The organism is Dickeya aquatica, from assembly GCF_900095885.1.
Taxonomy (GTDB): Bacteria; Pseudomonadota; Gammaproteobacteria; order Enterobacterales; family Enterobacteriaceae; genus Dickeya; species Dickeya aquatica.
Genome location: NZ_LT615367.1, coordinates 1,434,161 through 1,459,725, shown reverse-complemented (window position 1 = coordinate 1,459,725; position 25,565 = coordinate 1,434,161). Strand labels below are relative to the sequence as shown.

Genomic DNA, 25,565 nt, shown 5'->3' with positions numbered 1-25,565 from the left:
TTAGAATGGCGAAACATTAAGGAAGAAACGTTGTAACCAACCCATGGTCTGGGCTTCATTAATGTAACCATTACCCACATATTCCATACGAGCATCAGCCACTTGCGTTGACGGTACCGTGTTGCTGCCGCTGATAGTCCTTGGGTTTACTACCCCTGAGAAACGGATAAACTCGGTTCCCTGGTTCACCGCAATTTGTTTTTCACCAACGACGTGTAAATTACCATTAGTCAGTACCTGATCGACAGTGACAGTAATCGTGCCTGTAAAGGTGTTATTAGCATTAGCGCCACCTTTACCCGTGAAATCATCCTTTCCTGTTGCGTTGAACGCAGCGCGGTTATTCCCCAAAGGCCCATCCAATAATCGTGGGGTCGTTGTCATTCCAAACGATCCTGACGCATCACGACTGGCATTAGCGGAAGAGTTTTTGCTGGCGCTGACGTTTTCCTGCAACACAATAGTGAGCGTATCCCCCACATTACGCGGACGACGATCTTCAAACATCGGCTGATAACCATAGTTCATTGCCTGGCCAGTCTGAAAAATAGAACCATTAGGAATCGCCTGTAAAGGCGCTGAAGGCTGTGCTGTTGTTGGGCCTGTCACAACCTTATCGTGAGGTATATAGGCGCAGCCGGACAGTGTTAACATCATCACGTATGCCAGCAAACGTGGCCGACATGGCTGCAATGCCGCAACCGACTTTGTATTCATCATCACTACGGATATCGCCTTACTTTCAGTAATCTATCCACAAATTAGAGCAGGGCGGCTCCTTTATTTCACTGATGTACTTTACAAAAGCCAATCAGAAAAGAGCCACCCTGACAAACAGACCACACCCCCAATATTACAACTGGGTGAGTTTCTGCAACATCTGGTCCGTGGAGGAAATCGCTTTACTGTTGATTTCGTACGCACGCTGAGTCTGAATCATGGAAACCAGTTCTTCAGCGACGTTGACATTAGATGTTTCAACGTATTTCTGCAAAACAGTACCCGCGCCGTTCAAGCCTGGTGTGCTCTGTGTTGCCGTGCCTGAACTAGCCGTTTCGGCATATAAATTCTCACCGAGATTTTGCAACCCAGCTTCATTAATAAACATGGCCAGATTAAGTTGGCCTACCTGCACAGCCGCGGTTTGGCCTTGCTGAGTCACCGAGACGACACCGTCACGCCCCACCGTAATATTTGTGGCGTTGGCCGGAATCGTAATTGCCGGCTGAACCTGGAAACCACTGGATGTCACTAACTGACCATTGGCATCCAGTTGGAAGGAACCATCACGGGTATATGCGGTCGTACCATCAGGCATCAGCACCTGAAAAAAACCGGCTCCGTTGATGGCCAGATCTTTGGTATTCCCTGTTTCGGTCATATTCCCTTGAGTATGAATACGTTCCGTTGCAACAGGACGCGCACCGGTACCAAGTTGTAAACCTGAAGGTAAAGTACTCTGTTCTGAAGACTGTGCGCCCGGCTGGCGGATGGTCTGATACATGAGATCTTCAAACACGGCGCGCTGGCGTTTAAAGCCATTAGTGCTAACGTTCGCCAAGTTGTTGGATATCACATCCATATTGGTTTGTTGAGCATTCAGACCGGTTTTGGCAATCCATAAAGAACGGATCATCGAGTCACTCCTGTGCGCTAGGGCACTTAATTCATCGCAAGTATCTGGTTAGCACGCTGGGAATTATCATCAACGTTGCTAATAACTTTCATCTGCATTTCAAAACGGCGTGCGTTGGAAATCATTTCAACCATCGACTCAACCGTATTGACGTTACTGCCTTCAAGTACGCCGGGCATCACGCGAACCGTGGCATCATTCTGTAATGCTGCGCCTCGCTGCTGCTGTGCTGAAGGTGATACACGAAAAAAACCATCATCACTCCGCACCACTTCGTTCGCCGTCGCTTTTACCAGTTTCAGACGGCCAATCTGTGTGACCGTATTCGCCGCATCACTGGGATTGAGCGCATTGATAGTACCATCAGGACCAATGGTCAACTGAGTTTGAGGCGGAACATCTATCGGACCACCGTCACCCATCACAACATTACCTTTGATGGTGAGTTGTCCGTTAGCATTGATTTCCATATTCCCATTGCGGGTATAGGCTTCACTGCCATCAGCGGTACGAACCGCTAACCAGCCATCCTGTGATATCGCGACGTCCATTGAGCGACCAGTGTAATCCATCGAACCGGGGGTAGTATCTACCCCCGGAGTTGAAGAGAGCACGAGTGTACGAGTTTCATTGGTGCTCCCCTGGATAGGCACAGCACGCATCGCAGCCAACTGCGCGCGAAAACCCGGCGTCGAGGCGTTAGCCATATTGTTTGATGTAATGGCCTGTTGCTCCAGCGTCTGGCTCGCTGCGCCCATCGCTGTATAGATAGCGTGATCCATGCAATATCCCCGTTACAATACTTAACGCAAGTTAACCAAGGTGTTGAGAATCTGGTCCTGGGTTTTGATGGTTTGCGCATTGGACTGGTAATTACGCTGGGCAACAATCATGTTTACCAGTTCCTTACTCATATCAACGTTAGAACTTTCCGTCGCTTTACCGACCAATTTACCCAGGTTGCCAGTCCCCGCCATTCCTACCACAGCCTGGCCCGAATTACTGGTTGCAGCCCAAACATTATCACCTTGTGGAGACAACCCTTCAGGGTTGGCAAAACTGGCCAGCGCAATCTGCCCGAGTAACTGGGTCTTAGAGTTAGAATACGAACCAATGACCGTACCATCATTACTGATGCTATAGCCGGTTAATTCACCAGGTTCATAGCCATTCTGCGTTGGAGTCTTAGTACTGTTAGATCCACTGTTTTGCTGCACAGTGCCGGTAAAGGCTAATGTGAAAGTGCTGGCCGCAGAACCGTTCAAGGTAGCCATGGATAACGTTGCTGGCGTAGTCGTGGTCAATGCACCACTAGAGTCAAATGACAGAGTTGTCGGCCCCTGGAAGCCAGCCCCTGTGATACTCGTATCCTGTGCATAAACATCCCAGCTATTGGCCGCCGTTTTCACGAAATACAATGCAAAGTTATGCGCGTTACCCAAACTATCATAAGTGGTGATCGAACCTTTATAATTCGACGTATTGGTAGGATCGGTAGAATTCCACGTCTTGGTACTATCTGACGAGTTTAGATTCGCAATAATTGATGCTGTCGTGGTCGACTTAGCTGACATCGTCGTTTCAGGGATTGTCAACGCAACCGGGCTCGCACCTTGCTGGATAGCAGGAGGAGTACCTGTAGCGGGATATCCTGTTAATTTCAGTCCCTGAGAGTTAACAATATTACGGCTACTATCAAGGGTAAACTGTCCATTGCGGCTATAAACAGCACTGCCGTTAGTATCTAGCAAACGATAGAATCCGCTTCCGTTAATTGCTACATCCAACGCGCGCGACGTACCGTTAATAGATCCGTTAGTAAAATCTTGTAATACGGAAGCGACCTTAGTCCCCATCCCAACATTAGAGCCTGCATACATATCGGCAAAAGAGATACCGCTGGCTTTGAAGCCTACCGTAGCGGAGTTGGCAATATTATTGCCAATTACATCCAGATTATTTGAAGCGGCATTTAACCCACTGACCGCCTGAGAAAAGCTCATAGTGCTCTCCTGAATATATTAATGAAGTTATTATTCACTATAAAAAGTGATGTGCCGATTCGTAATCACTACAAAATCTGGCGTACATTATCCAGCGTAGACTGCCCCTTCAGGCCAAGATCCAGCAGTGCTCCACTACTATTTGTCACGACACCGTTGACATACGCATAGTTCAGTGCCTGAACGGTTTTCTGGATACCATTTGACGTGGCAGATACCGAGATCGTGTAGGAACCATCTGGAGCGGCACTGCCATCAGTGGCTTTGCCATCCCATGAGTAAGCGTGAACACCCGCGCTTAAAGCCCCCAAATCAATACTGCGCACTACCTTACCTGAGCTGTCAGTAATACTGACCGTGGCACTGTCAGCAGCACTTTCAAGCTCGACACCAAATGGTGTTGTGGTTGAGTTACCGACTAACACAGACGAACCTGGCACCAATACACCTCGGCCGATTAATGATGCGGCCTGAACAGACTGAGTACTGTTAATCTGCGTAGAGATAGAACCCAGCGTGGTGTTCAATTTCTCAATACCACTTACTGTGTTTAACTGTGCCAACTGGGATACCAGTTGGTTATTATCCATCGGATTAGTCGGATCCTGATTTTTCAACTGCGCAACCAGCAAAGTCAGGAAGCTATTCTGTAAATCAGCACTGGAATTGCCGCTGATAGACGAAGACGTCGATGTGGACGATGTACTTTGAACGCCACTGACAGAAGAGGTGGTAGCCATGGCTTCTCCAGATTACTGACCAATAGTTAATGTCTTTAGCATCATTGACTTAGTGGTATTTAATACTTCCACGTTAGCCTGATAGCTTCGGGACGCAGAAATGGTATTCACCATTTCATTGACAGGATCCACATTGGGCATACGAACATACCCTTTGGCATCAGCAAGAGGATTACCTGGCTGAAAAACCAACTTCTCAGGAGAGGGATCGTCTACAACTTTAGCAACCTTCACACCACCAGTTGCCTGTCCTGGCGCTGCATCAACCTCAAAAACAACCTGCTTTGCTCTGTAAGGCTGACCATCAGGTCCGGTCACGCTATCAGCGTTAGCCAAATTACTGGCGCTAACGTTAAGACGCTGAGATTGAGCTGAAAGTGCCGAACCGGAGATATCAAAAATATTAAGTAACGACATGAGACATTAACCCTATATCTAACGCTACCAATACAGTTATGACGAGCCGGATTGAAGTACCGACATCATCCCTTTAATCTGACCACCGATCAGCGTCAGGCTACTCTGGTATTTGAGGCTGTTATCGGCAAAGTTGGTACGCTCTCTATCCATATCGACAGTATTACCATCAAGAGCCGGTTGTGTTGGAACTCGGTAGAGCAAATCAAGATCAGGAGCTTGCACATTCTGCGCGGGAATGTGTCGGGTGGAGGTCAACTTCAACGCAACCGACTGACTTGAGACGCGCCCCTGCTCCATCACTTTGCTCAATTCACTAGCAAAATCAATGTCTCGCGCCTGATAGCCGGGAGTATCGGCATTGGCAATGTTAGCGGCCAAAATCTCCTGACGCTGAGCACGAAGATTTAACGCCTCTTGCTGAAACCGTAAGGCGGCGTCTAATTTGTCGAGCATGCTCCCTCCGCAATTTAAAATTTAGTGCTGGTAGCATAATTCTCATCCTGTAAAAATCATCGTCAGAATAGGCATAGAATGCAGCGCTATTTATTGCCTTAACTGTAATCAAGTGCCGTTACACTGGTTGAGCAGGATTGACGCCGACTTTGACACAAACTGGAGAACCATAAACTGATGCAGTATATCAAAAAATACATATACTTATCGATCCTCGGTATTCTGTTGACTCCTGTTGTGTCCAACGCAGCTGATTTAACTTCTCAACTTTCCCGTTTTTTTTCTGACAACTTTAAAAATACGGACAATACAGTTACTGTCGTCATCAAGTCTCCTGAGGCTCAGCGGCCAGTCTGTGATGCACCACAGATATCCCTGCCAGGCAACGCCAGAATGTGGGGCAATCTTTCCGTGTCTGTTCGCTGCAATCAGGAAAGGCATTTTGTTCAAGTTGAAGTACAAGTTACCGGTAAATACGTTGCAACCACTGTCCCCGTTAACCGAGGCAACACGCTTAAAATCACGGATATCCATCTGACTCGTGGTCGCTTAGACTTGTTGCCACCCAAGACGTTGTTGTCGCTGACAGAGGCTGAAGGCGCAACCGCATTACGGGATATTGCACCGGGTCAACCCATCACTCAGGCCATGGTACGTAAGTCATGGGTTATTCAGGCCGGCCAAAACGTCCAAATTCTGGCGCAAGGAGAAGGGTTTAGCGTTCGTAGTGATGGCAAAGCCATGAACAACGCTGCCGCAGGCCAGAACGCCAGAGCTCGCACTGCATCCGGACAAGTCGTATCGGGTATTGCAACCCGTGATGGGATGATTCTGATCTCACAATAATTTGCTAAAGTAATAGCAATAGGTGCCGATATGATGTACATCGACGTTGATGATACCCTTGGGCCCAAACGTGTGGCTCTGAAAATAATTACGTTTATTGAGGTATCATCTTTCATTTATGCCTTTACGACGCGAGTAGACGACCATGAGTATCGATCGGACACAATCAATCAAACCAGTAAACCAGGTTCAACCTCGGGATAGTGGTGATACGGTAAAAATAAAGCGCAAAGAGGGTGCTGAACAACAAAATGGCGTCACGGGCACGCAGGTGAAGTTAAGCGATGCTCAATCAAAACTGATGCAGCCATCCTCTCAGGACATCGACGTACAACGTGTTGAAACGTTGAAACAAGCCATTCGTGATGGCTCATTGAAGATGAACGTTGGTAAAATTGCCGATGCGATCATCAAAAACGCACGGGACTTAACTTCAGGCGACTAATTTTATGGAAAAACTTGTAAAGCTTCTAACCCAGCTTCTGATTACCCTGCGCGATTTGGAAGCTATTCTGGCTGACGAGCAGTTATTGCTTTGTGCTGGTCAGATTGATGGTGTGGCTCTACAGGTCGTTACCGATAAGAAAAATACTCTGCTTTCATCCCTTCAGCATTTAGACAAAATTCGGATGCAGGGAGAGAAAGTGCTGCGCTTGCAAGCACCTTATCAAGATAAGCCCGCGCTGGCAGAACTATGGCAGCAGATTACAGAACTGGGTGAAGCATTACGCAACCAAAATCGCCACAACGGCATGCTACTCAGCTATCATCTTGACCATAACGAAAAAGCCCTTGCAGTGTTAAAATCCCGTCATGCTCAAACCGTTTATGGCTCGGATGGTCAGCCTCGTACCAGCAGTATCTCAGGACGTAGAGTCAGTATCTGACTCGCTGATGGTTTAACGAAAACAGCAGACAGCCTGCTCGCTTTTTCCTTTATCTGCACTGAACAAACACGTCCGTATTAGCGATAGTTGACAGATATTTCACTGGAAACCACGTCTACAGATGCAGATATTCTGCCCGTGCCAGGGACATAGAACATCATCCTGAATTCGCTGTTTGCAGGTATACCCTGCAAGCCAGATGTTTGACCGCTGGCACTATCAAGATTAACACAGCGGTTAAGCGCACAAAGCTTCACTGTAAGATCTATCGGCGCAGCTGATGCTAATTGATACCGCCAATAGATAACTGTCACGACATTATCCGCAGAAACTTGCAAACTGGCCGCAGGCAAAAGAGCAGGAGATGAAGCCTGCATCCCCCTATATTGAAAAGAGGGCCCGGAAACACTGGCACTCCATCCCCCTTGCTGCGCATGAACGCTGTATGCGCAAGAACTGATCAATATGCCACCTACCGCCAGTAGCGAAAAACGAATACGTTTCATCAGGATGACTCGCCAATCATTGACGTCATCCTTATCTGACGACTATCACTGATTTCCAGATTAGACAGCACCGCAACCTGTGGCAAGCTACGGCGTAGAAAGCGAGATAACAGACCACGTAATGCGTGGTTGACCAATAATACAGGGGGAGCCCCAAGCATCTCTTGTCGCTGCAATGCTTGCTGAGCCTGATTTAGCAGTCGGTCGCTCAGCCCAGGTTCTAATCCACCACCACCTTGCAGGGCCTGCAACAACAGGCGCTCTAACGCACTATCAAGACCGATGACCTGTAATTCAGTATCGCCAGGGAACCATTGCTGTGTAATGGCACGACCAAGCGCTATACGTACAGCGGTGGTCAGCTCGTAAGGGTCGCTTTGTACCGGAGCATGCTCAGACAATGTTTCAATTACTGTACGCATGTCTCGAATAGAGACTTGTTCACTTAATAGATTTTGCAGCACCTTATGCAAAGTAGTTAATGTGACTACCCCCGGAATAAAATCTTCCGTCAGTTTAGGCATCTCCTGAGAGACCCTATCCATTAGTTGCTGCGCTTCCTGGCGACCAAACAACTCACTCGCATGCAAACTCAGCAGATGATTAAGATGGGTAGCCACAACCGTACTGGCCTCAACTACCGTATAACCCTGAACCTGAGCCTGCTCTTTTAACGAACTGTCAATCCAAACGGCAGGCAGCCCAAAAGCGGGATCGTTGGTTGCATCACCGGACAGCGAGCCAACCGCATTACCAGGGTTAATCGCCATCCAGCGCCCCGGATGTGCTTCACCACTGCCAATTTCTACCCCTTTCATTAAAATGCGGTAGCTGGCTGGCTGTAAATCCAGGTTGTCGCGTATGTGCACAACCGGCGGCAGAAACCCCATTTCCTGGGCAAATTTCTTACGGATACTTCTGATCCTCCCCAGCAACTCACCATTTTGCTGAAAATCGACCATAGGAATCAGTCGGTATCCCACTTCCATCCCCAAGGGATCTTCCAGTTGAACATCAGACCAACTGGCTTCGACTATCTGTGGTGATGTCGGTACTGCTGATGCCGTTTGTGCAGACTCAAATTCAGCTTTTCTTTCGCCTTTTTTAATCAACCACGCAATGCCCAATAACAGGCCGGTAAAAAGTAAAAAGACAAAGTTTGGCATGCCTGGAACCAGACCAATCATCCCAAGCACTGCGGCACTGAGCACCATAACCTGAGGATTATTGAACAGTTGCGTTACCATCTGCTGCCCAACATCCTGATTGGTACCAACACGAGTAACAATAACACCCGCCGCCGTCGAAATAACCAGTGCCGGGATCTGCGCAACCAGACCATCACCAATAGTCAGCAACGTATAGTTTTCTACTGCCTGCCCTAACAGCATGTCATGCTGAACTACACCAACCAGCAGACCACCAATGACGTTGATTGCCATGATCATGAGGCCAGCGATAGCATCACCACGCACAAATTTACTGGCACCGTCCATAGAGCCATAAAAATCAGCTTCCTGAGTTACCTCTGCCCGGCGCTTTTTCGCTTCGTCTTCACCGATCAAACCGGCATTAAGATCAGCATCAATCGCCATTTGCTTACCGGGCATACCATCCAAGGTAAAACGCGCACCAACCTCAGCAATACGCCCGGCACCTTTGGTGATAACCATAAAGTTGATCAAAACCAGGATGATAAAAACCACAATACCAATAGCGAAATTACCACCAACCAGAAAGTGACCAAATGCCTCAACGACCCGCCCAGCCGCCGCCGCACCGGTGTGTCCCTCCATCAGAATAATACGGGTTGATGCCACGTTGAGTGATAGTCGCAATAGCGTAGAGAACAATAGAATGGTCGGAAATGCAGCAAAATCGAGTGTACGCTGTGTGAACATCGCCACCAGCAACACCATGATGGAAAGTGCAATATTGAAGGTAAACAGCAAATCCAGAATAAACGGCGGTAACGGCAAAACCATCATTGACAGGATAAGCAGGATCAAGACTGGCCCCGCCAGGGCCTGCCACTGAGAACCTTTCATATTGCCTGGTAGGCGAAGCAAAGAGGCCAGGTTAGCCATCGGTTGTTTTCTCTTTAGCAAAATCCAGTGCATCCGGCACAGGTAAGTTTTTAGGTTTACGCGGAATCAACCCGCCTTCTCGTTTCCAGCGTTTCAACTGGTAGACCCACGAAAGCACTTCAGCAACAGCTGCATACAATCCAGCAGGGATCTGCTGCCCTATTTCAGTATGGCGATAGAGTGCACGCGCCAAAGGCGGTGCCTCAAGAATCGGGATACGGTGCTCCGAACCCAATTCACGAATACGTAAAGCAGTTTGATTGGCTCCTTTGGCTAATACTTTAGGAGCCTGCATTTTTTTCTCATCATATTTTAGCGCAACCGCATAGTGGGTTGGGTTGGTGACGATAACATCGGCTTTAGGCACATCAGCCATCATGCGGCGCTGAGCGATAGCACGCTGCTGTTGTTTGATGCGGCCCTTGATGTACGGGTCCCCTTCATGCTCTTTATACTCGTCACGGATTTCCTGCTTGCTCATGCGTAATCGTTTGATATAGCTCCATATCTGCCAGAATACGTCAAAAGCGACCATAGGAAGGAGCCCAAGGATAACCCAAAAACAGCAGAGTAGCGCGATATTCAGCGCATCCTTAATGGCGTTTTCCAGCGGTTCAGATACCAGATGTAACATATCGTTCCAACTGTGCCAAAGAAACCAGCAGGTAATGCACCCTACGATTACAGCTTTTAGTATCGCCTTAAATAATTCCGCCAAAACTTGTGTTGAAAACATACGTTTCAACCCGGATAACGGATTCATTTTACCAAAATCCACACTGATGGATTTGGTACTAAAAATTAGTCCGCCAAGCAGAATTGGCGCAGCCAGTGCAACTATCACAAGACCAAAGAAGATAGGAAGGAGGGCAAGCACTGCTTGCTCAATGAGCACGCCAATATGAGAAATGAATAATCGCTCATCGCTGATCAGGCTGTGATCAAATATCAATCCTTTAGCCAGCATCTCAGACAATTTTCTCGCCATACTCACGCCAGTCCCCCATAAAATAGCCAGCCCTGCAATCAGCATAAATAGAGATGTCAGTTCCTTTGAGCGAGGAATCTGACCTTCTTCTCGGGCTTTTTCTGTTCGTTGGGGGGTGGGAGCTTCTGTTTTCTCCAGATCGCTATCGTCTGCCACTACAGCCGCTCCTGTTAATGCTCACTGACATGAAAGTTATACAGCGCTAGCATGACAAAATCTTGCCATCGTTATGGGTAGAAAAAAGAGGAAAACAAGCGGCTATTTATTTTATTGCAAAGACGGGAGGCAGGAATTTACGATCGGGGATACCCCGATCGTAAAAATCCACATACCTTACGCCACGATGCCCATTTAAAAATACAATGGGTGTCGAGGTTAAATCAGAAACCCAAGCTATCGAGCAAGTCGTCAACCTGATCCTGGTTGGAAACAATACCTGTCGCAGTTTTATCAACCTGGGGCCCGTTCAGCAGACCTTCGTTTGCACGGCGAGCTTCGGACGGTTTTTCTGGAATATTTTCCAGCAATACCATCAGCAATTGTTTTTCGATTTCCTGAACTACATCCATCATGCGCTTGATAACTTGCCCTGTTAAATCCTGAAAATCTTGCGCCATCATGATTTCCAGCAACTGAGCATTGGTAAACGCAGTATGATCAGGAACAGATTCAAGGTAGCTACGAGTATCCGTCACCAGCTCTCGTGCTTCAGCAAGCTCAATAGGATTTTCAAACCATTGATCCCAACGGCCTTTCAGGGATTTGGCCTCTTCTTCCATTTGATTCTGTCGAGGTTGCGCAGCCTCAACACAACTTAACGCACGCTCTGCCGCCTGAGCGGTCATCTGTACAACATAATCAAGACGATCACGAGCATCTGGGATGGCTTCCGCCGCTTCCGCAATAGCATGATCTAAGCCAAGCTCTTTCAGGCTATCACGCAGCATACGCGTTAACTGCCCGATACGAGAAATAATCTCTGTGGCAGATGCATGATCATTAATGGGCATCGGATGTGGATTCATGGCATCTCCTTACATACCAAGCTTTTCGAAAATCTTACTCAGTTTTTCTTCAAGCGTCGCGGCAGTAAATGGTTTAACAACATAACCACTGGCACCAGCCTGTGCTGCAGCAATAATATTCTCTTTCTTTGCTTCAGCGGTTACCATCAGCACTGGGAGTTTGGAAAGCGCGCCATCGGCGCGGATAGCCTGCAACAGTTCCAGTCCGTCCATATTAGGCATGTTCCAGTCAGAAATGACGAAATCGAAACTGCCTGAACGAAGCTTGTTCAGGGCATCAGAGCCATCTTCCGCTTCTTCCACATTGTTGAAGCCCAGTTCTTTTAGTAGATTTCGGACAATGCGACGCATTGTCGAAAAATCATCCACTACTAAAAATCTGAGTTCTTTATCAGCCATACCTACTCCTAATATTATTGCTCACCTGGAGCTGCTATATACGTAATGCCTGTCCGGCAGAAACTTGTGCCAGCATTCGCTGACTCACCTGGTGCAAGTCCACCACCTCATCGACACCACCGAGTGCAATAGCTTCTCGAGGCATACCGAATACGACACAGCTGGCTTCATTTTGCGCGATGGTATAGGCACCGGCTTTATGAAGCTCCAGCATTCCTGCGGCCCCGTCATTTCCCATGCCAGTTAAGATAACTCCTACTGCATTTCGTCCGGCGTACTGTGCAACAGAGTGGAACAGTACGTCAACAGAAGGACGATGACGATTAACCGGCGGACCATCATGCAGTTTTACTTGATAGTTTGCACCACTACGCGACAACTCAAGATGGCGGGCACCAGGAGCGATGTAAGCATGTCCTGGCAAAACGCGCTCTCCGTCTTCTGCTTCTTTCACTGTAATCTGACACAACTTATTGAGCCGTTCAGCAAAGGATTTCGTGAAACCCGGTGGCATATGCTGGGTAATCAACAGAGCCGGACTGGTTGGTGGCAATGGCTGCAAAACATGCCTGATCGCTTCCGTACCGCCTGTTGATGCACCAATCGCAATCAATTTCTCACTACTGAGCAACGGTGTACTGGGGATAAGAATGGTAGGTGCTGGAGACGAGTTGCGCTGTGGCAAACGTGCTTTAGCCGCCATGCGAATTTTTTCAGCGATCAACTCGCTGTATGCCAGCATCCCCTCACGAATACCTAACTGCGGCTTCGTCACAAAATCAATTGCGCCTAACTCAAGTGCTCGCAAGGTAATTTCTGAGCCCTTTCCTGTCAGGGACGATACCATCACAACAGGCATAGGGCGAAGGCGCATGAGTTTTTCAAGAAAATCCAGTCCATCCATACGCGGCATTTCAACGTCCAGCGTTAACACCTGTGGATTAAATTTTTTGATTAAATCGCGGGCCACTAAAGGATCTGGCGCAGTGGCTACCACCTCCATGTCGGGATGGCTGTTAATGATTTCAGTCATGATCTGGCGCATTAATGCAGAATCATCAACACATAATACTTTTATTTTGCTCATTATCTTTCCTTAGCCAGCCCATATACAGTCTGTCCCCGCAGGTAAAATTCCCGACTGATCTGACTGAAGTTCTCTGAATGCCCGGCAAATAATAATCCGCCCGGTTTTAGCAGCGGAACAAAACGGCGTAAAATACGCTCTTGTGTTTCTTTATCGAAATAAATCATTACATTGCGACAGAAAATAGCGTCAAAAGGCGCAGGCAGAGACCATTCTGGTGCCAGCAAATTCACCTGCTGGAAGTGGATCATACTCGCCAGTTCAGGACGAACGCGAACTAAACCACTATGCGGGCCAGTCCCTCGCAAAAAGAAACGCTGCATTTGCTGTGGAGAGAGAGAGCGCAGGTCTTCTTGCCTGTAGACACCAGCAGAGGCTTTTTCTAACACTTGGGTATCAATGTCTGTTGCTGTGATTTGACAATTGGAAGCACGATCACCATAAACCTCCGCCAACGTCATCGCCAGAGAATAAGGCTCCTCGCCTGTAGAGGCAGCGGCGCACCAGATGCTATAGCCCCCCTGACGTTTACGCGCATGATCGGCAAGAATAGGAAAATGGTGAGCTTCACGAAAGAAGGCTGTCAGATTGGTGGTGAGCGCATTGATAAATGCCTGCCACTCCGCACTGTTTGGATCGGACTCCAGTAGCGCCAGATATTGACCAAAATCATTAATACCTAGTAAACGCAAACGTCTGACCAAACGGTTATAAACCATTTCCCGTTTATGGTCTGCCAGCACGATACCGGCACGCTGATAGATAAGCTGGCTGATACGCCGAAAATGAACATCAGACAGCGGTAACCGTTCAACCATCTGACTCAAAATGGATGTAGAACCTGAACGATTTGGCGATGGTGTATTCTTCATATCTGACCGCCCGAAAATGGATAGATGATTTTATTGTTTTTCAATCAGACTTCCCATTACAGCTATTGCAGGTTTCACACGTTAATCCAAGACATCATTCCAGGGTAAAGGATGGTGTCGCTTCATAATACAATTGGCTGGTCTGATTAATCGACCAGTATGCGATACAGAAATGGCTGTAACGTTGTCATAGCACTTTTCTATACATTTTTTTCAGTCTAGAAAGACTAAAAAATGCTTTATTCAGTTTTCTGACTTGAGACGTGTATTTCTATGAATACAGCGATAACACGATTCTCAAACGGACTAAATAACGCCACAGCGCCTATACCACACGCATTACATATAACAATCGGCCGCATTAAACCTTTCTTTAACTAAAGAACTGCAATAACGGTAACAAAACCTAAATTTGCTAAGTCTGTCTCAAAAAATCCAGGGTTATGTCTGATGTGACAGCCTATCAAACCACAGAAACCCTTAAAAATATCTTAAGTAACTAGCTTGATATAGATTCTATCAGTTGTTTTTTTCATTCCGTGACGTGGTCGTCATCATGCTTGAAAAAGTAACCGCTCAGGCGTTATCAGGTCAAAATTCATACTCAACCAGATGAATCAGGATGAATTCTCATACTTACAGCCAAATTAACCGGACGAATCAATATCCTGTATCCTGCACCTCGTCCGGTTAACGGTATTAAGCTGTCAGCGTGTTAAAACTTTTCCCAATTATCAGCACTTTTGCTATTTTTCACATGCCTCTCTTTGGCTGTTACCACAGGAGTTGACAGTAACGCCGGTCTGGCAAAGACACCTGTCGGTGCACTGACTCTTCGGGTTTTACTGCTCTCCTCTGACAAACGAAACACAGCAACTGATTGATTTAGAACGCGAACCTGCTCTTCTAGCGCGATAGCCGCTGATGCAGACTCTTCAACCAACGCCGCGTTCTGCTGAGTAACACGATCCATTTCGGTCACAGCCTGGCCGACTTGATCGATACCACGGCTTTGCTCTTCAGATGCTGAGGCTATTTCGCCCATGATATCAGTGACTCGAGTCACTGCACTCACAATCTCACCCATGGTTTCACCAGCACTTTCGACCAGAACTGAACCTTCCTGCACCCGGTTTACTGAGTCATCAATCAGCGATTTAATTTCTTTGGCAGCTTGCGCGCTACGCTGAGCAAGGCTACGCACCTCACCTGCAACCACCGCAAAACCACGCCCCTGCTCGCCCGCACGGGCCGCTTCTACCGCAGCGTTGAGTGCCAGGATATTGGTTTGAAACGCAATACCATCAATAACACTGGTGATATCAGCAATTTTCTGCGAGCTACCAGCAATGTTATGCATGGTCTTCACAACATTATCAACAACCTTGCCACCTTTCTGTGCAGTATCAGAAGCACTGCGTGCAAGCTGACTGGCCTGACGCGCATTATCAGCATTCAGTTTTACTGTGGAGGTGAGCTGTTCCATACTGGCAGCCGTCTCTTCCAGTGCGGCAGCTTGCTGTTCAGTTCTTGATGAAAGATCGTTGTTACCAGCACTAATTTCCGAGGCTCCGGTGTCAATAGCCTCAGCACTCTGGCGCACAGCACTTACCGTTGTCACGAATTCTGTCTGCATGTGGCGCAGGCTATCAGCAAGCATCCCCATCTCATTCGTACCTTGGAAATCAATACGCGATGTCAAATCCCCTCTTGCCATATGACGAATATGTTCAATGAGGTGATGTAACGGCTGAATCAGTGAGCGATTGATGCCAACCCATACAATCAGCGATATGACAACCACAAATACAGCAACCGTTACCAGTAACCATAGTGCAGTTGAGTAAGCAGAATTATTATCTTCAACCGCATCCGCATACACTTTGTCATAGGACTCTTTGTAAGAGTAATAGGCCTTCTCAAACTTGTCCTGAAAACTTTGAGTTGGCTGATCAAAAAACTCCTTTAACCTGCCATTTGAGAGAAAAACAATCAAATCGCTTAATGCATTATTAAGCACGGTATAATTCTCTTTTACCGCCTGAGCAACCGCTGAATCCTGCTTACTGCTATACGGAATTTTTTCATAATTAGCGAAGTGTGTATTAGCAATGACTAATTGTTTTTTAGCCAACTCAATGAGCTCTTTGGCTGACACTCCACCTGATACCCCGCCAGAGGCATCCATAGCATAGCGTGTACCTGCACGATTAAGTGTATTACGCGTCTGTAATAAATATGACCAGGTAGACTCCAACTCTGACTTCTGTTGGTTGATAACCCGGGTTGTTGTGAAAATGTCACGATCCGACTTAAGAGCATTAAAAAACAGCCCACCGGAAACGATTTGAAGAAGAATAAATAGCCCAAGAACGATAATGAGCCCAGTTACGACCTTTACACGATTCAGCATATTAAGCCTTTATAACAACAATCATTGATGCATTAGCATCTTTATAACTCTATGATTCGAGATTCGAGGGTATCAAATGATAGGGGCCACCGAAGTGGCCCTTAATGGCTGGTTTGTCAAACTTTCATGACGCTATCAACCAACGCCATTTCCTCACTACTGAGTAGTTTCTCTATATCAACGAGAATTAACATCCGCTCACCCAGAGAACCCAATCCTGTCAGGTATTCTGTTGACAACGTGACCGCAAACTCTGGAGCCGGACGAATTTGATCGGCTGTCAGAGAGAGCACATCCGACACACCATCGACCACAATTCCGACAACACGCTGCCCTAAATTCAATACAATCACCACCGTGTTATCGTCATAATCAACTTCTTGCTGCATGAATTTGATACGTAAATCGACAATAGGAACAATAACACCGCGAAGATTGGTTACACCCTTGATGAAAGAAGGTGTATTAGCAATTCGCGTAACTTGATCATAACCACGAATTTCTTGAACCTTTAAAATATCTACGCCGTATTCCTCATCACCCAGCGTAAAAATCAAAAACTCCTGACCTACTGTCTCGCCTGCTAGCTTTGTCACATTCGCAAGTCCAGTCATGTTTCTCACCTTTTTAATAATCTATAGCTGTAAACGTTGTTAAGCTGCGGTTTCGACCACACGCTTTTCCCGATAAAGCGCTTGCAACGCGGAAACATCTACAATTAGTGCTACGCTACCATCACCCAGAATCGTCGCGGCGGAAACACCCGGCACTTTGCGATAATTACTTTCCAGGTTTTTCACCACAACCTGATGCTGACCGATCAGTTGGTCAACCAGCAAGGCATAACGGCGGCCCGCGCTCTGTAGAATAACCACGATCCCCTGCGTCGCATCCGTTTTCGCTCCGGCGACATCAAATACCTGATACAGCTCAACCAATGGCAAATATTCGCCACGAACCTGCAACACTCGCTCGCCTCCTGCCAGCGGGTACAAATCTTCCGATTGCGGTTGCAGGGATTCCATAACCGCATTCAACGGCAGGATAAACACTTCATTATTCACTTTAACTGACATACCATCCAGAATTGCTAGCGTCAACGGCAGCAAAATACGGATAGTTGTCCCTTTTCCTTTCTGGAAGTGGATTTCAACATGACCACCCATTTCCTGAATATTTCGTTTTACCACATCCATACCAACGCCTCGGCCTGATACGTCGGTGACTTTTTCTGCGGTAGAAAAACCAGGCGCAAAAATTAACATGCCGACCTCTTCATCAGACATGTTTTCGCTAACCGCCATCCCTTGCGACAGCGCTTTGGCCAGAATACGCTCGCGGTTCAAACCAGCGCCATCATCGATAACCTCAATACAGATGTTACCGCCCTGATGTTCTGCTGATAGAGTCAGATTACCCACAGCAGACTTGCCTGACTCGATACGTTTTTCCGGTGATTCAATGCCATGGTCAAGGCTATTACGTACCAGATGGGTCAGCGGGTCGATAATGCGTTCAATCAGGCTCTTATCAAGTTCAGTTGAACTTCCTAACAACGTTAGCTCAACTTCCTTACCTAATTTTGCAGCCAGATCACGAACCAGACGCGGGAAACGACTAAACACGTATTCCATAGGCATCATACGAATAGACATGACTGACTCTTGCAGATCCCGCGCATTACGCTCAAGCTGGCCCATGCTATTAAGCAGGTCACCATGCGCGACCGGATCAAGAGCACTCGAACGCTGAGCCAGCATTGACTGGGTAATCACCAACTCTCCAACCAGGTTGATAAGCTGGTCAACTTTCTCTACTGCTACACGAATACTGGTATCACCGGCTTTGGTTCTTCCTTTAGCGGCATCATTAGCCGCACCAGGCTTCGCTACAGGCGCTGGAGCACTCTGAACCGGTGCAACAGGAGCGGGAGGCTCAGGTTGAACCACAGGAGCCGGCTCGCTGACAACTGGCGCTACCGCAACCGGTGCCGCAACGCTGGCAGCACCTGGAGTTTTAAAGCTAATTTGCTCTGGTTCCAGAACAAAACATAGCACGGCGCTGATATCGTCTTCACTGGCAGACGTCTCCAGCGTCAGTTCAACACTATTGCTGGTTTGGACCGAATCTTTAACTGTTCCCAGATTTCCTAACTCTTCAAGCAGTTGAGGAATATCCGACTCTTTCAGGCCAGTCAGGGCAATTCTTAGGCCTGAATTCCCACTGGCAGCAGTGGCCGAGGCTGGAGCGGAAGAAACCGAATTTTCAACCTCTACCTTGGCTTGAGCAGCTCCGGTAGCGCCATTTTCTTTGGACTCCAGAGCAAGCTGACGCAGTGCCTGACAGATATACTCAAAGCTTTCAGCGTTGGGCTCCTGCGCAGTTTTATAAGCATCCAACTGATCCTGCATGATATCTTTGGTTTCCAAAAATAGGTTGATAATATCGGTGCTCAACCGCATTTCACCGCGTCTGGCACCATCCAGCAGGTTCTCCAGTATGTGAGTGGTTTCCTGCAATATAGTAAAGCCGAATGTCCCCGCTCCCCCTTTAATCGAGTGAGCAGCGCGGAATATGGCATTCATTTGTTCCGTATCGGGTGCCAACGGATCAAGTTGCAATAAATGCTGCTCCATGTCCGCCAACAATTCATCTGCTTCATCAAAGAACGTTTGATAGAAAGCACTCATGTCCATGCTCACGTGGGTCACCTCTGCTGTGAATCGCGGCTTGTTGAAGAAGGTGTCGCCTGACTATCAGGTGCTGCTGGCAAAGCTGTCGTAGGCTGCCGATGGCTTGTTGCCGATGAGCCGTTCGCTCCCGACGCAGGTGCCGCTGTTGCGGGTGCCTGAACAGGAGCCGCAGTTGAGCCAGATACAGGCGTCCCATTGGTTTCGGGTTGTGGTGTAGCCGTACTGTTACCGTTATCGGCAGGTGCGGTAACGGGCTTGGCTTTATCCATCCCCATGTTTTGTAAATTTTCTATTTTATCAATGTTTACTGCACTGCTTTCAGCATTCTCATGTTCGATATTCTCCTGAGCCTGCTTATTCAGGACAACCAGACTGATACGACGGTTGATGGCATCACTGCCCCCTTTGGCCTGCTTCAAATTCATCGTGTCAGCCATACCTACAACACGCAAAACTTTGCCATCGGCCAACCCACCGGCAATCAGTTCTCGACGGGAAGCATTAGCGCGATCGGCAGATAATTCCCAGTTGCTGTAGCCTCGCTCACCCATTGCGTACTTCGCATCATCAGTATGGCCCGATAAACTGATTTTATTAGGAATATCATTCAAAATTGGCGCGATAGCTCGCAAAATATCACTCATATAAGGTTCGACCTGCGCACTACCTGTTTTAAACATAGGCCGATTGTTACTATCAATGATTTGAATGCGCAGGCCCTCATCGACCATTTCAATCAACAGATGCGGCCTTAATGCTCTGAGGCGCGGATCCGCCTCAATAAGTTGATCAAGCCGTTCGCGTAGTTTATTGAGTTTAATTTCTTCAAGGCGGCCATCCATGGTATCAATCTGACGCTTCACATCACCTTCCTGCTGGGTTGGATCAGAGCCACCGCCAGGTATCGGGTTTGAAGCATCACTCATTTTAGGGCCAGAGGTAATGGCTATTTTCAATGGTGTGCGGAAATATTCGGCAATTTGCGCCAATTGAGAAGGCGAGGAAATAGCAATCAACCACATCACCAGAAAAAGCGCCATCATGGCGGTCATGAAGTCAGCATACGCTATTTTCCATGAGCCACCATGATGTGCAGCATGTCCTGATTTACGTTTTTTTCGAATAATCGGATGTTGGTGTTTCATGCGTCATTTTCCGATGCCTGCTGTGCCGGAGCCTTCACATTACGGATATGCTCTTCCATTTCGGTAAATGAAGGACGCACTGTTGAATAAAGCGTTTTACGACCAAACTCAACGGCTATCTGCGGGGCATAACCATTCAGGCTGGATAACAATGTCACCTTGATACATTGAAGCACTTTGATTTTTTCAGAGTTTTTTTGACGCAGCAATGATGCGAGCGGAGACACGAAACCGTAAGCCAATAAAATCCCAAGGAAGGTCCCCACCATCGCATGGGCAATCATCATGCCCAGTTCTGCCGCAGGACGGTCAACAAACGCCAGAGAATGCACTACACCCATTACCGCAGCAACAATACCAAATGCGGGCAACCCATCCCCCATCAGGTTTAAGCTGGTTGCTGGAACTTCAACTTCATGCTCAACGGTTTCAATTTCTTCATCCATCAGCGTTTCAATTTCAAACGCATTCATGTTCCCGCTAACCATCAAGCGCAAATAATCGGTCACAAATTCTACAATATAGCTATCAGCCAGAATGCGGGGATAGGTGGAGAAAATTTCACTCTCATTAGGATTATCGATATCAAACTCTAACGAAAGCATACCTTGCTGACGTGATTTAGCCATCAAGCGAAACAGCACGGCCATCAGATCCATGTATACCGCTTTCGTGTATTTCGACCCTTGCAGCAATATTGGGAGCGATTTCATCGTTGACTTAATCGCTTTACCAGTATTACCAACGATAAATGCCCCGACAGCCGCACCACCGATAATCAATAATTCCGAAGGCTGATACAGTGCCCCTAACTCGCCACCAACGATGAGATAACCGCCAAGTATGGAGCCTATAGTGACAAGATAACCCAATATAACCAGCACAAGAATTCCTTATAGATAGTAAAAGGGTGGCGGAGAGAGTTACAAATGCGGTCTTACCAACGACTTATTTGGAGGGAATACTGCCATCGGGCAATTGACGCACGATGACAGAACCACAAAATCGCCATCAGGCTCAGACTGCATGCTTAACCTGTTCGTCCAGCAGTTGAGGTATCATATCGGCAACACTCGGCGAAAGTTTACGTCTTTTTACAGCTCTGGAAGGTGGCTGGCATAAACTACAAACAAAACTATTTTTAGGCTGATGCGCGTGGGTAATAAACATCCCCTTGCAGCAATTGCAAGAAGACAGTTGCAGCATGCCACTGTCCACAAAGCGCACCAGCGTCCAGGCACGGGTTAATGCCAGCAGAGGAGCCTCGCTTTGAGGGGCGCATTGTTCGAGATAAAGCCGATAAGCTTTAATAACAGCTTCAACACCACTACAGTGACTATTCTTGAGCAGAAAAATATAGGCATTATAGAACATGGAGGAATGGATGTTCTGTTCCCATGTCATGAACCAGTCTGTTGAAAACGGCAGCATCCCCTTTGGCGGCGGGCTACCACGTAACTCTTTGTATAACTTGATTAAGCGGCCACGACTTAACTGTGTCTCACTTTCCAGCATTTGCAGACGCGCACCCAGCGATATCAACTCCATCGCCAGTTGGATGTCTTTAGCTTCCTGAACAATACTTTTCTCTGCCATCATTATGCCCTTTTCTTAGGCAGGCTCTCTTCTTTTGAAGACAGCTCTTGTAATAAATGACTCGACAGCAGAATACCGGTGTGGATCTGTTGCAGATCATCAACACGAGATTCCTGCGTTAATAACTTGATAGTATTGTGATCACTGAAGCGAAAATGACAGATCAGCTGATTAGTTTCAGCAAGTTTTACCATCTGAGGCAGAGTCAGTTGCATCAATGCTTCGGCCATTTCTTCGTTGATACCAAGGCGGAACATCGCCGATGCTTTTTCGTCATTAATTAATCGCTGAGCCAGTAACAAATAAGACAAATTTATGTCATAAATGTGTTTTAGCAATTCAGAGGTACCCATATTCCCATCCCGACAGGCTATGTTTCAAACATAAGTTAGGTGACAAAACACTCACCCGCTAAACAATCACTCTCCATAGGTGGCATGAAAACTATCGGTGCCAGATAATTCTACTACCTTATAATCTTCTAATATGACGAAAAATACAGCATCCACACTGATGCACTTGAGGCTCCGTCTCTTCATAAATCTAAACCCGTTCTTTCTCTGTATTATGCCCATACAGAACGGTAGGATTAATCCTAATCCCCCGTCACTCTACCGCCTTCGCCCTAAATCATACAACGCAGGCACCTTAGTATTTTGATAATTATGTGATCTGCATCACGAAAATGAAAGTAGCAAATCACAATATTTCACTGTTTTTTGCTTAGCAGTGAAGTTTTTCTGAACACAAAACAATCCGTATCGGAGCAAAAAACTTAACCCAAGAGAAAGCCTCTATCAAAAATAAACTTAACTATTTGATATTAAATATAAAGAAAAAAAGCCATCAACACATCATACCGTGCCACCACGTTGTTTCACATTAAGATTTCTAATTTTATTACATAGGTAACTATTTCATGAATACCTAGTTCTACAGATTCCTCTTATAAAAGAACAGATAACCGTTAGACGATAAGTAAGAAGACTGTTTTAGCGCCAACCGCTGCATGGCACAGTGTAATCAGTATTGTTTTCTTTGCTGAGTAACACATCAGGCCCGCCTCAGAAACGCTCTCGTTCTCTAAATAGCGTTATCCGCCATAGGTTTTGGAAATACATCATGTTCACCGATTGCTGGATGCTCACTTTCCGCATCATTACCTGGCTTGAAACGCTGAAAAATAAACTCCGCCATCAAAAAAAACTGAAAAATAAAATTCTGTTTTAAAGCAGAGAAGGTCAAATATCAGCAGAAAGTTTTCCCTGATAGCAGCATACGTTATTCACCTTGCATCCGGTATAAAAGCAATGACTAAAAATACCGATCGAAAGTCACATTATTGAGGTAAAAAAAGCCCGTGAAGATATGCAGTCACCGCCAGATTCGTGATCAAAATCGCATTGAAATTCATGAATGTTTCACATTATATGACGATGTTAGAGTATCGTGGTATTACATGCGATTTGCACAGTAGTGGTTTCCATAAATCAGCGCATCCAAACTACACCTGCACGTAGTACGGTTTATGTACATGTACTTCATCCTGAAAATGAGCGAATGGATATGAAAATGATGTCAAAATCTGAACAACAGGGTAAAACCGGCATACTGGGTAATCTTGGCCTGGTGCCACTATTTGTCATCATTCTGGGCGGTATCATGCTCTTGTTTGCCCTGGCTATTGGTACAGCCAGCTATTTCCTGGTGCGTTCAAACCAAAGCCTGGACTACGTCACACAAGAAATCGATATTCGTCTTGGTTTGTCAAACAGTTCCAACCACCTCAGAACGGCTCGTTTATTAATAATTCAGGCCGGCGCAGCGGTTCGCGTGGGTGATACCGATGTGTTCAACAGTAACCTGAAACAGGCAGAGCAGCGCATTGCCATGTCGAAGGAGGCGTTTAATATCTATGAAAACCGCTCGGTCAAAACTGACACGGATATAGCGCTGGAACCCGAACTTAACAAAGCTTACAGCGAGTATGTTGAGAAAGGCATTATGCCAATGCTCAAGGCTGCCAAAGATGGTTATTTCGAAGAAATACTGACCCATGAGTCCGAAGAAGTACGGGTACTTGATGAGGCTTATAATAAACCGCTGCTAAAAGCGATAGCGTTTCGTACCGAGCGCGCCAAAGGCCTCAATAATGATGCCCAGCGTCAGGCTATGCTGGGATACACCCTGATGACGGTCAGTTTCATCATTGCTATCTTTATGACCTTGCTGACATTCCTGTTCTTGCGAGGTGCGCTCATTAAACCGATGAACCATCTGGTTCAACGCATTCAGCGTATTGCGCAAGGTGATTTGACCCAGCCTGACGAAGCTTACGGTAAAAATGAAATCGGCATTTTGGGGCAGAATATCCAGCAAATGCAGGCATCGCTGGTACATACGGTATCCACTGTTCGTGACAGCGCCGATTCTATTTATCAAGGGACGACCGAAATCACTGCGGGTAACAGCGATCTGTCATCACGTACAGAGCAACAGGCCGCGGCAATTGAACAGACCGCAGCCAGCATGGAGCAGTTAACCGCCACAGTGAAACAGAACTCGGATAATGCGCATCACGCCAGCCAGCTCGCTTCCAATGCGTCAGGCAAAGCGAAGCAAGGGGGGAAATTGTGCGAGAATGTGGTTAATACCATGAACAGCATTTCCGGCAGTTCGCGGAAAATTTCCGAGATAACGAACGTCATTAACAGCATCGCTTTCCAGACGAATATTCTGGCGTTGAACGCGGCGGTCGAAGCCGCACGCGCCGGGGAACAAGGCCGAGGGTTTGCCGTGGTTGCCGGAGAAGTCCGTAGCCTTGCCCAGCGCAGTGCTCAGGCAGCAAAAGAGATTGAAGGCTTGATTTCTGAATCAGTATCACTGGTCAACAGCGGCTCTGCGCTGGTAGATAATGCAGGTCAGACCATGCATGACATCGTTCAGGCTGTCACCAGCGTCACCGATATCATGAACGAAATTGCTTCAGCATCGGATGAACAGAGCCGCGGCATTACTCAGGTCGGTCAGGCAATCGCTGAAATGGACAGTGTGACACAACAAAACGCCTCGCTGGTTCAGCAGGCAACGGCGGCGGCGGCGTCTCTGGAAGATCAGGCCAGGGTTCTGACACAGGCCGTTTCTGCATTCAAGCTGGCGACGGATGGTGGTGCATATCAGGCACTCGCCTCATCCCCCAGAGGTTCGTTATCCAAAACGACGTTATCGGCTCCCGCGCTTGGCAGACCTAAAGCGAAAACCGGCCGTGATAACTGGGAAACCTTCTGACACAAGGGCTGATGCAGCGTGCCAGGCTGCATCAGCCTTATCAGGAGTCAGCAGCTAAAACGGGTTCAACAAAAATCCCCTCGCTGCTACCGAGTTCATTGAAAAACCAGATCCCGTCCGGATAATCCTTTAGCGCCACCAGATACATCACCCCTTCCTGAAAAGGTTCTACAGCCAAAATCCGCCCAGCCCTTCGCACCTCACCATCGGTTTTTACCGTTACTGCATCGCCTACGTTCAATGGATTCCTCCCGATTTCTCTCTTTATCTCTGTGATACGGCTGGCTGAGTCACGCTTTTACCCACTCAAGTAACGCAACTCGACACTGTATGTACATAAAAACACGGATGCAGCACACGTTAATGCTCACACAGCAGGTATATCATAAAAAAATAGCGCCAATGACAGAGCAAAATATCGCAACAGGTTTTTAAAACATCGTTTCACCTGAATTGTGGTTTTTCTGATATCACGTCACCG

At 47.2% G+C, this 25,565-nt stretch carries 26 protein-coding genes; 4 read left to right on the top strand and 22 right to left on the bottom strand.

The features are described from left to right. The 7 genes from DAQ1742_RS06625 to flgB all read right to left on the bottom strand — a co-directional run bounded on the left by DAQ1742_RS06625 (nt 1) and on the right by flgB (nt 5,252). Nucleotides 1–717, bottom strand: a complete 717-nt coding sequence (locus DAQ1742_RS06625; protein ID WP_035346175.1) for a flagellar basal body L-ring protein FlgH — start codon at nt 715–717, stop codon at nt 1–3. A gap of 136 nt (nt 718–853) precedes the next feature. Next, nucleotides 854–1,636, bottom strand: a complete 783-nt coding sequence (flgG, locus tag DAQ1742_RS06620) for a flagellar basal-body rod protein FlgG (RefSeq protein WP_035342985.1) — start codon at nt 1,634–1,636, stop codon at nt 854–856. A gap of 26 nt (nt 1,637–1,662) precedes the next feature. Further along, nucleotides 1,663–2,418, bottom strand: a complete 756-nt coding sequence (locus tag DAQ1742_RS06615; protein WP_035342987.1) for a flagellar basal body rod protein FlgF — start codon at nt 2,416–2,418, stop codon at nt 1,663–1,665. Nucleotides 2,419–2,439: 21 nt separating this feature from the next. After that, nucleotides 2,440–3,639 (bottom strand): flagellar hook protein FlgE, encoded by a 1,200-nt coding sequence (gene flgE, locus DAQ1742_RS06610; protein ID WP_035342990.1) that lies wholly within the window; start codon nt 3,637–3,639, stop codon nt 2,440–2,442. 68 nt (nt 3,640–3,707) lie between these two features. Further along, entirely contained in the window at nt 3,708–4,379 is a 672-nt protein-coding gene (gene flgD, locus DAQ1742_RS06605) for a flagellar hook assembly protein FlgD (RefSeq protein ID WP_035342994.1), read from the bottom strand. 12 nt (nt 4,380–4,391) lie between these two features. Next, nucleotides 4,392–4,796: a flagellar basal body rod protein FlgC gene (flgC, locus tag DAQ1742_RS06600; RefSeq protein WP_035342996.1), complete on the bottom strand. Its 405-nt coding sequence runs from the start codon at nt 4,794–4,796 to the stop codon at nt 4,392–4,394. Nucleotides 4,797–4,832: 36 nt separating this feature from the next. After that, nucleotides 4,833–5,252 (bottom strand): flagellar basal body rod protein FlgB, encoded by a 420-nt coding sequence (gene flgB / locus DAQ1742_RS06595; protein WP_035342998.1) that lies wholly within the window; start codon nt 5,250–5,252, stop codon nt 4,833–4,835. Between the two features lie 177 nt (nt 5,253–5,429). Here flgB and flgA point away from each other — a divergent pair, with 177 nt between their 5' ends. The 3 genes from flgA to DAQ1742_RS06580 all read left to right on the top strand — a co-directional run bounded on the left by flgA (nt 5,430) and on the right by DAQ1742_RS06580 (nt 6,985). Next, on the top strand, nt 5,430–6,098 hold the full coding sequence (gene flgA / locus DAQ1742_RS06590) for a flagellar basal body P-ring formation chaperone FlgA (RefSeq protein ID WP_035343000.1): 669 nt from the start codon (nt 5,430–5,432) through the stop codon (nt 6,096–6,098). Between the two features lie 145 nt (nt 6,099–6,243). Continuing rightward, on the top strand, nt 6,244–6,543 hold the full coding sequence (gene flgM / locus DAQ1742_RS06585; RefSeq protein ID WP_035343002.1) for a flagellar biosynthesis anti-sigma factor FlgM: 300 nt from the start codon (nt 6,244–6,246) through the stop codon (nt 6,541–6,543). A 4-nt stretch (nt 6,544–6,547) separates the two neighbouring features. Then, on the top strand, nt 6,548–6,985 hold the full coding sequence (locus DAQ1742_RS06580) for a flagella synthesis protein FlgN (protein WP_035343004.1): 438 nt from the start codon (nt 6,548–6,550) through the stop codon (nt 6,983–6,985). 77 nt (nt 6,986–7,062) lie between these two features. Here the strand turns inward: DAQ1742_RS06580 and DAQ1742_RS06575 are convergent, their stop codons facing one another. The 14 genes from DAQ1742_RS06575 to flhD form a co-directional block, all read right to left on the bottom strand. Next, nucleotides 7,063–7,491 (bottom strand): flagellar protein FlhE, encoded by a 429-nt coding sequence (locus tag DAQ1742_RS06575; protein WP_071604093.1) that lies wholly within the window; start codon nt 7,489–7,491, stop codon nt 7,063–7,065. After that, complete coding sequence (flhA, locus tag DAQ1742_RS06570; protein ID WP_035343006.1) at nt 7,491–9,578, bottom strand: flagellar biosynthesis protein FlhA; 2,088 nt, start codon at nt 9,576–9,578, stop codon at nt 7,491–7,493. Before flhA ends, DAQ1742_RS06575 begins: the two co-directional genes overlap by 1 nt. Then, on the bottom strand, nt 9,571–10,722 hold the full coding sequence (gene flhB / locus DAQ1742_RS06565; RefSeq protein WP_035343008.1) for a flagellar biosynthesis protein FlhB: 1,152 nt from the start codon (nt 10,720–10,722) through the stop codon (nt 9,571–9,573). Before flhB ends, flhA begins: the two co-directional genes overlap by 8 nt. Nucleotides 10,723–10,946: 224 nt before the next feature. Next, a complete protein-coding gene (cheZ, locus tag DAQ1742_RS06560) occupies nt 10,947–11,591 on the bottom strand; it encodes a protein phosphatase CheZ (RefSeq protein WP_035343010.1) in 645 nt (214 codons plus the stop codon). Between the two features lie 9 nt (nt 11,592–11,600). Continuing rightward, a complete protein-coding gene (cheY, locus tag DAQ1742_RS06555) occupies nt 11,601–11,990 on the bottom strand; it encodes a chemotaxis response regulator CheY (protein WP_035343013.1) in 390 nt (129 codons plus the stop codon). Between the two features lie 34 nt (nt 11,991–12,024). Further along, on the bottom strand, nt 12,025–13,077 hold the full coding sequence (locus DAQ1742_RS06550; RefSeq protein WP_035343016.1) for a protein-glutamate methylesterase/protein-glutamine glutaminase: 1,053 nt from the start codon (nt 13,075–13,077) through the stop codon (nt 12,025–12,027). Next, nucleotides 13,077–13,949, bottom strand: coding sequence for a protein-glutamate O-methyltransferase CheR (gene cheR / locus DAQ1742_RS06545; protein ID WP_035343018.1), 873 nt, complete (start codon nt 13,947–13,949; stop codon nt 13,077–13,079). The genes DAQ1742_RS06550 and cheR overlap by 1 nt, the downstream gene beginning before the upstream one ends. Nucleotides 13,950–14,664: 715 nt before the next feature. Beyond that, nucleotides 14,665–16,362, bottom strand: coding sequence for a methyl-accepting chemotaxis protein (locus tag DAQ1742_RS06540; RefSeq protein ID WP_035343021.1), 1,698 nt, complete (start codon nt 16,360–16,362; stop codon nt 14,665–14,667). A gap of 116 nt (nt 16,363–16,478) precedes the next feature. Then, nucleotides 16,479–16,976: a chemotaxis protein CheW gene (gene cheW / locus DAQ1742_RS06535; RefSeq protein WP_013318523.1), complete on the bottom strand. Its 498-nt coding sequence runs from the start codon at nt 16,974–16,976 to the stop codon at nt 16,479–16,481. 39 nt (nt 16,977–17,015) lie between these two features. Then, the gene (gene cheA, locus DAQ1742_RS06530; protein ID WP_180706317.1) at nt 17,016–19,052 is read right to left on the bottom strand and encodes a chemotaxis protein CheA; all 2,037 of its coding nucleotides are present in this window, start codon (nt 19,050–19,052) and stop codon (nt 17,016–17,018) included. 17 nt (nt 19,053–19,069) lie between these two features. Further along, nucleotides 19,070–20,200 (bottom strand): flagellar motor protein MotB, encoded by a 1,131-nt coding sequence (gene motB / locus DAQ1742_RS06525; RefSeq protein ID WP_035343025.1) that lies wholly within the window; start codon nt 20,198–20,200, stop codon nt 19,070–19,072. Beyond that, complete coding sequence (motA, locus tag DAQ1742_RS06520) at nt 20,197–21,084, bottom strand: flagellar motor stator protein MotA (protein WP_067487169.1); 888 nt, start codon at nt 21,082–21,084, stop codon at nt 20,197–20,199. The genes motB and motA overlap by 4 nt, the downstream gene beginning before the upstream one ends. A 133-nt stretch (nt 21,085–21,217) precedes the next feature. Next, entirely contained in the window at nt 21,218–21,796 is a 579-nt protein-coding gene (gene flhC, locus DAQ1742_RS06515; RefSeq protein ID WP_035346177.1) for a flagellar transcriptional regulator FlhC, read from the bottom strand. 2 nt (nt 21,797–21,798) lie between these two features. After that, nucleotides 21,799–22,149 (bottom strand): flagellar transcriptional regulator FlhD, encoded by a 351-nt coding sequence (gene flhD / locus DAQ1742_RS06510; RefSeq protein WP_035343027.1) that lies wholly within the window; start codon nt 22,147–22,149, stop codon nt 21,799–21,801. A gap of 1,207 nt (nt 22,150–23,356) precedes the next feature. On the opposite strand from flhD, the gene DAQ1742_RS06505 reads away from it, so the two are divergent. Further along, on the top strand, nt 23,357–25,084 hold the full coding sequence (locus DAQ1742_RS06505; RefSeq protein WP_180706256.1) for a methyl-accepting chemotaxis protein: 1,728 nt from the start codon (nt 23,357–23,359) through the stop codon (nt 25,082–25,084). A gap of 40 nt (nt 25,085–25,124) precedes the next feature. Here the strand turns inward: DAQ1742_RS06505 and dsrB are convergent, their stop codons facing one another. Next, nucleotides 25,125–25,325: a protein DsrB gene (gene dsrB, locus DAQ1742_RS06500; RefSeq protein WP_035343031.1), complete on the bottom strand. Its 201-nt coding sequence runs from the start codon at nt 25,323–25,325 to the stop codon at nt 25,125–25,127. Nucleotides 25,326–25,565 lie beyond the last annotated feature (240 nt).

Coding starts and splice junctions, on each gene's coding strand:
- flgA (WP_035343000.1), top strand. CDS start 5,430: ATGCAGTATATCAAAAAATACATATACTTATCGATCCTCGGTATTCTG.
- cheY (WP_035343013.1), bottom strand. CDS start 11,990: ATGGCTGATAAAGAACTCAGATTTTTAGTAGTGGATGATTTTTCGACA.
- DAQ1742_RS06505 (WP_180706256.1), top strand. CDS start 23,357: ATGGATATGAAAATGATGTCAAAATCTGAACAACAGGGTAAAACCGGC.
- flgE (WP_035342990.1), bottom strand. CDS start 3,639: ATGAGCTTTTCTCAGGCGGTCAGTGGGTTAAATGCCGCTTCAAATAAT.
- flgB (WP_035342998.1), bottom strand. CDS start 5,252: ATGCTCGACAAATTAGACGCCGCCTTACGGTTTCAGCAAGAGGCGTTA.
- DAQ1742_RS06625 (WP_035346175.1), bottom strand. CDS start 717: ATGAATACAAAGTCGGTTGCGGCATTGCAGCCATGTCGGCCACGTTTG.
- flhA (WP_035343006.1), bottom strand. CDS start 9,578: ATGGCTAACCTGGCCTCTTTGCTTCGCCTACCAGGCAATATGAAAGGT.
- DAQ1742_RS06580 (WP_035343004.1), top strand. CDS start 6,548: ATGGAAAAACTTGTAAAGCTTCTAACCCAGCTTCTGATTACCCTGCGC.
- flgC (WP_035342996.1), bottom strand. CDS start 4,796: ATGTCGTTACTTAATATTTTTGATATCTCCGGTTCGGCACTTTCAGCT.
- cheW (WP_013318523.1), bottom strand. CDS start 16,976: ATGACTGGACTTGCGAATGTGACAAAGCTAGCAGGCGAGACAGTAGGT.
- flgD (WP_035342994.1), bottom strand. CDS start 4,379: ATGGCTACCACCTCTTCTGTCAGTGGCGTTCAAAGTACATCGTCCACA.
- cheR (WP_035343018.1), bottom strand. CDS start 13,949: ATGAAGAATACACCATCGCCAAATCGTTCAGGTTCTACATCCATTTTG.
- flgG (WP_035342985.1), bottom strand. CDS start 1,636: ATGATCCGTTCTTTATGGATTGCCAAAACCGGTCTGAATGCTCAACAA.
- motB (WP_035343025.1), bottom strand. CDS start 20,200: ATGAAACACCAACATCCGATTATTCGAAAAAAACGTAAATCAGGACAT.
- DAQ1742_RS06615 (WP_035342987.1), bottom strand. CDS start 2,418: ATGGATCACGCTATCTATACAGCGATGGGCGCAGCGAGCCAGACGCTG.
- DAQ1742_RS06575 (WP_071604093.1), bottom strand. CDS start 7,491: ATGAAACGTATTCGTTTTTCGCTACTGGCGGTAGGTGGCATATTGATC.
- flgM (WP_035343002.1), top strand. CDS start 6,244: ATGAGTATCGATCGGACACAATCAATCAAACCAGTAAACCAGGTTCAA.
- flhD (WP_035343027.1), bottom strand. CDS start 22,149: ATGGGTACCTCTGAATTGCTAAAACACATTTATGACATAAATTTGTCT.
- cheZ (WP_035343010.1), bottom strand. CDS start 11,591: ATGAATCCACATCCGATGCCCATTAATGATCATGCATCTGCCACAGAG.
- DAQ1742_RS06550 (WP_035343016.1), bottom strand. CDS start 13,077: ATGAGCAAAATAAAAGTATTATGTGTTGATGATTCTGCATTAATGCGC.
- DAQ1742_RS06540 (WP_035343021.1), bottom strand. CDS start 16,362: ATGCTGAATCGTGTAAAGGTCGTAACTGGGCTCATTATCGTTCTTGGG.
- cheA (WP_180706317.1), bottom strand. CDS start 19,052: ATGAGTGCTTTCTATCAAACGTTCTTTGATGAAGCAGATGAATTGTTG.
- flhC (WP_035346177.1), bottom strand. CDS start 21,796: ATGGCAGAGAAAAGTATTGTTCAGGAAGCTAAAGACATCCAACTGGCG.